This window comes from Mesorhizobium sp. B2-2-4 (assembly GCF_006442375.1).
Lineage (GTDB): Bacteria > Pseudomonadota > Alphaproteobacteria > Rhizobiales > Rhizobiaceae > Mesorhizobium.
The window spans coordinates 1-7,552 of record NZ_VFWB01000026.1 but is presented as its reverse complement, the minus strand read 5'-3'; the positions used below and the strand labels follow the sequence as shown (position 1 = coordinate 7,552).

Genomic DNA, 7,552 nt, shown 5'->3' with positions numbered 1-7,552 from the left:
TTGTCATCAGTGTAGATCTTGGTGCCGCCGACCTCGGCCTCCTTCCAGGCCTCTGCTGCGAAAGACGCGGCGGTGCTGAGCAAAAGCGCGGCCAACCCTAGTGTCACGGTTTTCATCGAAATCTCCCTGCTGATCCGAGGATGCGCGGCAATCGCGGCCTCGCTCGATCAACGCGCAGGTACCGACGTTTATTCCCGGGCATGCCAACACAATGGTGATTGGCAGAGGGGCCCGGGCGTCGCTATATCGGCGCCGTAAAGTCGGAGTTCTGGAATGGCACTCGATATAGGCTATGTCAGCGCGGTCGGGGCAGGGGCGATCTCGTTCCTGTCGCCTTGCGTGCTACCGCTGGTGCCGCCCTATCTCTGCTACATGGCCGGCGTGTCGGTCGACGATTTTCGCGGCAATGCCGGGGCAGCCGCCAAAGCCGGCGCCCGTACCGCGCTGCTTTATTCCTCGATTGCCTTCGTGCTCGGCTTCTCGACCGTGTTCGTCGCGCTGGGCGCCGGCGCCTCGAGCATCGGCCGCCTCCTGCGCGTCTGGCAGGAGCCGCTGGCAATGGGCGCCGGCGTGCTGATCATCCTTATGGGGCTGAATTTCCTCGGCATCCTGCGCATTCCGCTTTTATCGCGCGAGGCGCGTTTCCAGTCGCAGGGCAAACCGGCAAGCGCGGTTGCGGCCTATGTCATGGGACTGGCCTTCGCCTTCGGCTGGACGCCGTGCATCGGCCCGGTGCTGGGGCCGATCCTGACGCTGGCCGGCGGCCGCGAGACAGTGGGCGAAGGCGCATTGCTGCTCGCCGCCTATTCGCTCGGCCTCGGTATCCCATTCCTGATCGCGGCACTGTTTTCCGGCGCCTTCATGCGTTTCCTCGGCAAATTCCGCGTCCATCTCGGCCGCGTCGAGAAGGCGATCGGCGCATTGCTGGTCGTCGCCGGCGTGTTTTTCCTCACCGGCGGGGTGCAGGCCGTGTCGTATTGGCTGCTGGAGAATTTTCCGCTGCTGGGCCGGCTGGGATAAGGCTGTCGGTATCGGGTGCGCACAAGATTGAACCTGTGACCCGCTGATTAAGAGTCGGCTGCTCACCATCTCACCGGAATTTAACCGCATTGGTGCAGCATGGCGCCCACTGCTAGCATGATTTGATTCCCAACGCTTTTCCTATGGTTGTCCTTCCATGAACCAGAGAACATGCCTATCCGTCATCCTCGCCGCCGGCGAAGGCACGCGCATGAAGAGCACGCTGCCCAAGGTGCTGCACCAGATCGCCGGGCTGCCGATGGTCGCGCATGTGGTCAAGGCGGCCGAGGCAGCGGGCGCCGGCGACCTTGCGCTGGTGATCGGCCACGGCGCCGAGGAGATGCGCAAGGCGGCGCAGAAATTCGCGCCGGAGGCAGAGGCTTTCGTGCAGGAAAAGCGCCTCGGCACTGCGCATGCGGTGCTTGCCGCGCGCGCTGCTATATCAAAAGGTTACGACGATATCCTCGTCATGTTCGGCGATACGCCGCTGATCGATCCGGACGCCCTCACGGCCGCGCGCCTGAAGCTGGCGCAAGGTGCCGCCGTCGTGGTCATCGGCTTCCGCACGGCGAACCCCACCGGCTATGGCCGCCTGATCGAAAAAGGTGGCAAGCTCGTCGCCATCCGCGAGGAAAAGGACTGCTCCGACGAGGAGAAGAAGATCACCTTCTGCAATGGCGGGCTGATGGCGATTGCCGGCAGCCAGGCGATGAAACTGCTCGACACCGTCGGCAACAGGAACGCCAAGGGCGAATACTATCTCACCGATATCGTCGAGCTTGCCAGCAACCAGGGCCTCGATGTCGTCGCCACCGAAGCCAGCTTCGAGAATGCGCTCGGCATCAACAACCGCGCCGAGCTGGCGCAGGCCGAAGGCATCTGGCAGGCACGCCGCCGGCAGGAAGCGATGCTTTCGGGCGTGACGCTGATCGCACCAGAAACGGTGTATTTCTCGCACGACACCGAGATCGGCGCCGATACTATTGTCGAGCCGAACGTCTGGTTCGGGCCCGGTGTGAAGATTGCAGGCGGCGCCAGGATTCACGCCTTCAGCCATATCGAAGGCGCCATCGTCGCCGCTCATTGCGATGTCGGCCCCTTCGCGCGGCTGCGGCCGGGCGCCGATCTCAAACAGAAAGCCAAGGTCGGCAATTTCTGCGAGGTCAAGCAGGCCGTCATCGAGGAGGGCGCCAAGGTCAACCATTTGACCTATATCGGCGACGCGCGGGTGGGCGCCGGGGCCAACATCGGCGCCGGCACGATCACCTGCAATTATGACGGCTATCTGAAGCACTTCACCGATATCGGCGAGGGCGCCTTTGTCGGATCGAATTCCTCGCTTGTCGCGCCGGTCACCATTGGCAAGGGCGGCTATATCGCCTCGGGCAGCGTCATCACCGAAAGCGTGCCCGACGATGCGCTGGCCTTCGGGCGTGCCCGCCAGAAGACGATCCCCGGCAAAGGCAAGGAATTGCGCGAGCGCTTCGCGTCGGCCGCGGTTGCCAAAAAGAGGTAAAACCGGTCTTCAAAAACTGAACGATTGCAGTAACTGGATTGCAAGTGCGCTGTGTCATGATGCATGCGTACGAGACTGTTCCCATTACACGGAACGAAACGCAAAGTAACTTTCGCGAGAGCCCGGCAATCCGTAGATAGCGCCGGGTTCTGCCGGGGATTGGGGACTGTCTGCATGTGCGGTATCGTTGGAATTGTCGGCCATTCGCAGGTTGCGCCGCTCATCGTCGATGCGCTGAAGCGGCTTGAATATCGAGGCTACGATTCGGCCGGCGTCGCCACCATAGAGAAGGGGGCGCTTGGCCGCCGCCGCGCCGAAGGCAAGCTGGTCAATCTCGAACGCCGGCTGAAGGACGAGCCGCTCGACGGCACGATCGGCATCGGTCACACCCGCTGGGCCACGCATGGCGTGCCGAACGAGACCAACGCGCACCCGCATTTCTCCAATGGCGTCGCCATCGTCCACAACGGCATCATCGAGAATTTCGCCGAGCTGCGCGACGAACTGATCCGCGACGGCTATTCCTTCTCGTCGCAGACCGACACCGAGGTCGTCGCGCATCTGGTGGCGCGGGAAGTCGCGAAAGGCTTGAAGCCGGTCGATGCCGCGCACAAGGCGCTCAAGCGGCTGGAAGGCGCTTTTGCGCTGGCGATCATGTTCACGGGCGACGAGGACCTCATCGTTGGCGCTCGCAACGGCCCACCGCTGGCGGTCGGCCATGGCGACGGCGAGATGTTCCTGGGCTCCGACGCCATCGCGCTTGCCCCGTTCACCAATTCGATCACCTATCTGGAAGACGGCGACTGGGCGGTGGTGCGCCGCAGCGGTGTCGCCATCTTCGACATTGACGGCGAAAAGGTCGACCGCAAGCGCCAGCAGTCGCTCTCGACCAGCTTCATGGTCGACAAGGGCAATCGCCGCCACTTCATGGAGAAGGAAATCCATGAGCAGCCGGAGGTGATCTCGCACACGCTGGCGCATTATGTCGATTTTGTTTCCGGCGTCTCCAAGCCGCTCGACCTGCCGTTCGACTTTGCTACGATTAACCGGCTGGCGATTTCGGCCTGCGGTACCGCCTATCTCGCCGGACTGATCAGCAAATACTGGTTCGAGCGCTACGCTCGGCTCCCGGTCGACATCGATGTCGCCTCCGAATTTCGCTACCGCGAAATGCCGCTGTCGAAGAACGACGCCGCCTTCTTCATCTCGCAATCGGGCGAGACCGCCGACACGCTGGCCTCGCTGCGCTATTGCCGCAAGGCCGGCATGAAGATCGGCGCCGTCGTCAACGTGCGGGAATCGACCATGGCGCGCGAATCCGACGTCATCTTGCCGACGCTGGCCGGGCCGGAGATCGGTGTCGCCTCGACCAAGGCCTTCACCTGCCAGTTGTCGGTGCTGGCCTCGCTAGCCGTCCGGGCGGGCGTGGCGCGCGGCACGATTTCGCGGGACGAGGAAAAGTCGCTGGTGCGGGCGCTTTCCGAGGCGCCGCGCTATGCCAACCAGGTGCTCAAACTCGAAGAGCAGATCGAACGGATCGCGCGGGACCTGTCGCGCTACAAGGACGTGCTCTATCTCGGACGCGACACCAATTTCCCGCTCGCCATGGAAGGCGCGCTGAAGCTCAAGGAGATCTCCTACATCCACGCCGAGGGCTATGCCGCGGGCGAGTTGAAGCACGGGCCGATCGCGCTTATCGACGAGAACATGCCGGTCATCGTCATCGCGCCGCATGACCGCATCTTCGAGAAGACTGTGTCCAACATGCAGGAGGTGGCGGCGCGCGGCGGCAAGATCATCCTGATCACCGACGCCAAGGGCGCCGCGCAGGCGAGCGTGAAGACGATGGAGACGATCATCCTTCCGGACGTGCCGGAAATCATCTCGCCGATCATCTACGCGCTGCCGATCCAGATGCTGGCCTATTTCGCCGCCGTTTTCATGGGCACCGACGTCGACCAGCCGCGCAATCTGGCGAAATCGGTGACGGTGGAGTAGGCGTTTTTTAAACAGGTGCTTTAAAAACTTCGCAGTTCCAAAGCGCCTTCCGGTTCACTAATGTTTGCGCTGCAACTCGCGCCCCGGTGAACCATGTCAGATGCTCTCAAGACCTCCGGCATGACCCGGCTGAGGAACTATTTCCTCACAGGCTTCGTCGTCTGCGCGCCGCTGGCGATCACCGCCTATATCGCGTGGTCCTTCATCGGTTGGGTGGATTCCTGGGTCAAACCCTATATTCCGGCACGCTACAGTCCCGATACCTATCTGCCGTTCCCGGTTCCGGGGTTCGGGCTGATCGTGGCGCTTGTCCTGATCACGCTGATCGGGTTCATGACCGCCAATATCGTCGGCCGCGCCATCGTCAATTTCGGCGAGCGCCTGCTTGGCCGCATGCCGCTGGTGCGGGGCATCTATCGCTCGCTGAAGCAGATTTTCGAAACCGTGCTGTCGAACAAAGGTGACATGTTCCGCCAGGTCGGCTTGGTCGAATATCCGCGCAAGGGGGTGTGGTCGCTGGTGTTCGTGGCCAGCGAGAAGGAAACCGAGATCAACCAGAAGCTTGACCAGGAAGGCGATCCGCTGACCGCTGTCTTCATGCCTTGTACGCCCAATCCGACGACGGGCTTCCTGATGTATGTGCCGAAGTCGGACATCGTGCTGCTCGACATGACGATCGAGGATGGCGCCAAGCTGATCGTCTCGGCCGGGCTGGTGGCGCCGGAGGTGAAAACGAAGCTGGTGATGCTGAATGGCGAGCCGATCACGGGCACCCTGGCCAATCCGCCGCTCGGGCCTTATCCCGCCCGCAGGAGCCGCACCGCCTCGTCGCGGCCGAACAAGTAGAGCAGCAGGCGCAGCGCTTCGCCGCGCTCGGTCTGCAGGTCCGGATCACGCGACAGGATCAGTCTTGCGTCATCGCGGGCCGCTTCGAGCAGGTCCGCATGCGCCTCGATGCGCGCGACCTGGAAGCCCGGCGTGCCGGACTGACGGGTGCCAAGCAATTCGCCTTCGCCGCGCAGCTTCAGGTCCTCCTCGGCGATCACGAAGCCATCCTCGGTCTCGCGCATCACCGACAGGCGCCGCTTGGCCGTTTCGCCGAGCGGATCCTTGTAGAGCAATACACAGGACGAAGGCTTGTCGCCGCGCCCGACGCGGCCGCGCAACTGGTGCAGCTGGGCGAGGCCGAAACGTTCGGCGTGTTCGACGACCATGATGGTCGCGTCCGGCACGTCGACGCCGACCTCGATGACGGTTGTGGCAATCAGGATACGTGTCTCGCCCTGCTTGAAGGCGCGCATCGCTTCGTCCTTCTCGGCGCCCTTCATGCGGCCGTGGACGAGGCCGATCCGGTCGCCGAACAGCGGCTTCAGGGAAGCAAAGCGGTCCTCGGCCGACATCAGCTTTATCTCTTCGGATTCTTCCACAAGCGGGCATATCCAGTAGATTTTCTGGCCGCCGGCCACCGCTTCCACCATGCGATCGACGAGTTCGTCCAGCCGCTCAAGCGGCAGCGTGACGGTGCGGATCGGCTGCCGGCCGGCCGGCTTTTCCGTCAGCTTGGAGACGTCCATGTCGCCGAAGGCGGTCAGCACCAGCGTGCGCGGAATGGGGGTTGCTGTCATCACCAGCATGTCTGGCGCGTCGCCCTTGGCGGTGATGGCAAGCCGCTGGTGAACGCCAAAGCGATGCTGCTCGTCCACGACGGCAAGGACGAGGTCGTGGAACGCCACCGTTTCCTGGAACAGCGCGTGGGTGCCGATGACGATGTCGATCTCGCCGCCGGCCAGTCCCGCCAGCGTTTCGGTGCGTTCGCGGCCCTTTTCGCGACCGGTGAGGATGGCCGTGCGCATGCCTGCCCGTTCCGCCAAAGGGGCGATCGTCGCCACGTGCTGGCGCGCCAGGATCTCTGTCGGCGCCATTAGGGCAGCCTGGCCGCCAGCCTCGACGGCACGCGCCATGGCCAGGAGCGCAACGACCGTCTTGCCGGAGCCGACGTCGCCTTGCAGGAGGCGCAGCATGCGCTCGGGGTCGGCGAGGTCTGCATTGATTTCGGCGAGCGCGAATTCCTGGGACGCGGTCAATGTGTAGGGCAGGGCCGCGCGCAGCTTGTCGACGATCCGGCTGTCGCCGGTGAGCGGCCGGCCGGACAGCCTGCGGACCCTCGACCGGACCAGGGCGAGCGACACCTGGCCCGCCAGCAACTCGTCATAGGCGAGGCGCCGCCATGCGGCGCCTTCGATGGCGACATCGATCGGGTCCGCGGGATGATGGATGCGGGCCAGCGCGTCACCGAAAGACGGGAAACTCTGGCGGCGCATGAAAGCGCCATCCTGCCACTCAGGCAGTTCCGGCAGACGGCCGAGCGCCTGGCCGATGGCGCGGCGCAGCACCTTGGCGGACAGCCCCGCCGTGAGCGGATAGACCGGCTCGACCAGCGGCAGGTTTTCGGCGTCGCCGGCCAAGGCGATATGATCCGGGTGGACCATGGTCGGGCGCCCGTTGAACCATTCCATGCGTCCGGAGACCACGACATGCTCGCCCACAGGCATCGATTTTTCCAGATAGGCAGCATGGGCGTGGAAGAAGGTCAGCGCCACTTCGCCGGTATCGTCATGGGCGTAGACCCGGTAAGGCACCGACCTGTTGCCGCGCGGCGGCGGCTGGTGGCGGTCGATGCGCAGGTCGAGCGTGACGATGGCGCCTTCGGCCGAGCCGGCAATGCCCGGCCGGTTGCGGCGGTCGATGACGGTATGCGGCAGCACGAACAGAAGATCGCCGGCGCGCGCCGCTCGGTCGCCGAGATCGGCCGCGACGACTTTTTCGATCAGCGCGCCGACCTTCGGCCCGACACCGGCGAGCGACGTGATCGGGACGAAAAGCGGGTCAAGGATGGAAGGACGCATGATGTCAGCTTATGTCGCGACGGCTGCAGCGCAAGGTGTCGGTAGCTAATCAAGTTGTCCGGTTTGGTAGCACATGATCTGTCCGCTTCTGTTTTGGCGTCGAAGCGGTTCA

The 7,552-nt window shown here is 63.8% G+C and carries 5 protein-coding genes; 4 read left to right on the top strand and 1 reads right to left on the bottom strand.

Annotated features, from left to right (window positions below; translation table 11 throughout):
- Positions 1-273 precede the first annotated feature (273 nt).
- The 4 genes from FJ959_RS31360 (at position 274) to FJ959_RS31345 (ending at position 5,380) form a co-directional block, all read left to right on the top strand.
- Positions 274-1,020 carry a cytochrome c biogenesis CcdA family protein gene (locus FJ959_RS31360; RefSeq protein WP_140498969.1) on the top strand — a complete coding sequence of 249 codons (747 nt, stop codon included), beginning with the start codon at positions 274-276 and terminating at the stop codon, positions 1,018-1,020.
- 157 nt (positions 1,021-1,177) lie between these two features.
- The gene (gene glmU / locus FJ959_RS31355) at positions 1,178-2,536 is read left to right on the top strand and encodes a bifunctional UDP-N-acetylglucosamine diphosphorylase/glucosamine-1-phosphate N-acetyltransferase GlmU (protein ID WP_140633914.1); all 1,359 of its coding nucleotides are present in this window, start codon (positions 1,178-1,180) and stop codon (positions 2,534-2,536) included.
- 174 nt (positions 2,537-2,710) lie between these two features.
- On the top strand, positions 2,711-4,534 hold the full coding sequence (gene glmS, locus FJ959_RS31350) for a glutamine--fructose-6-phosphate transaminase (isomerizing) (RefSeq protein WP_140560900.1): 1,824 nt from the start codon (positions 2,711-2,713) through the stop codon (positions 4,532-4,534).
- A 93-nt stretch (positions 4,535-4,627) separates the two neighbouring features.
- Complete coding sequence (locus tag FJ959_RS31345; RefSeq protein ID WP_140557815.1) at positions 4,628-5,380, top strand: DUF502 domain-containing protein; 753 nt, start codon at positions 4,628-4,630, stop codon at positions 5,378-5,380.
- On the opposite strand, the gene recG is transcribed toward FJ959_RS31345, so the two are convergent.
- Positions 5,332-7,440, bottom strand: coding sequence for an ATP-dependent DNA helicase RecG (gene recG, locus FJ959_RS31340; protein ID WP_140633912.1), 2,109 nt, complete (start codon positions 7,438-7,440; stop codon positions 5,332-5,334). The two genes, FJ959_RS31345 and recG, sit on opposite strands and share 49 nt — an antisense overlap.
- Positions 7,441-7,552: the final 112 nt, after the last annotated feature.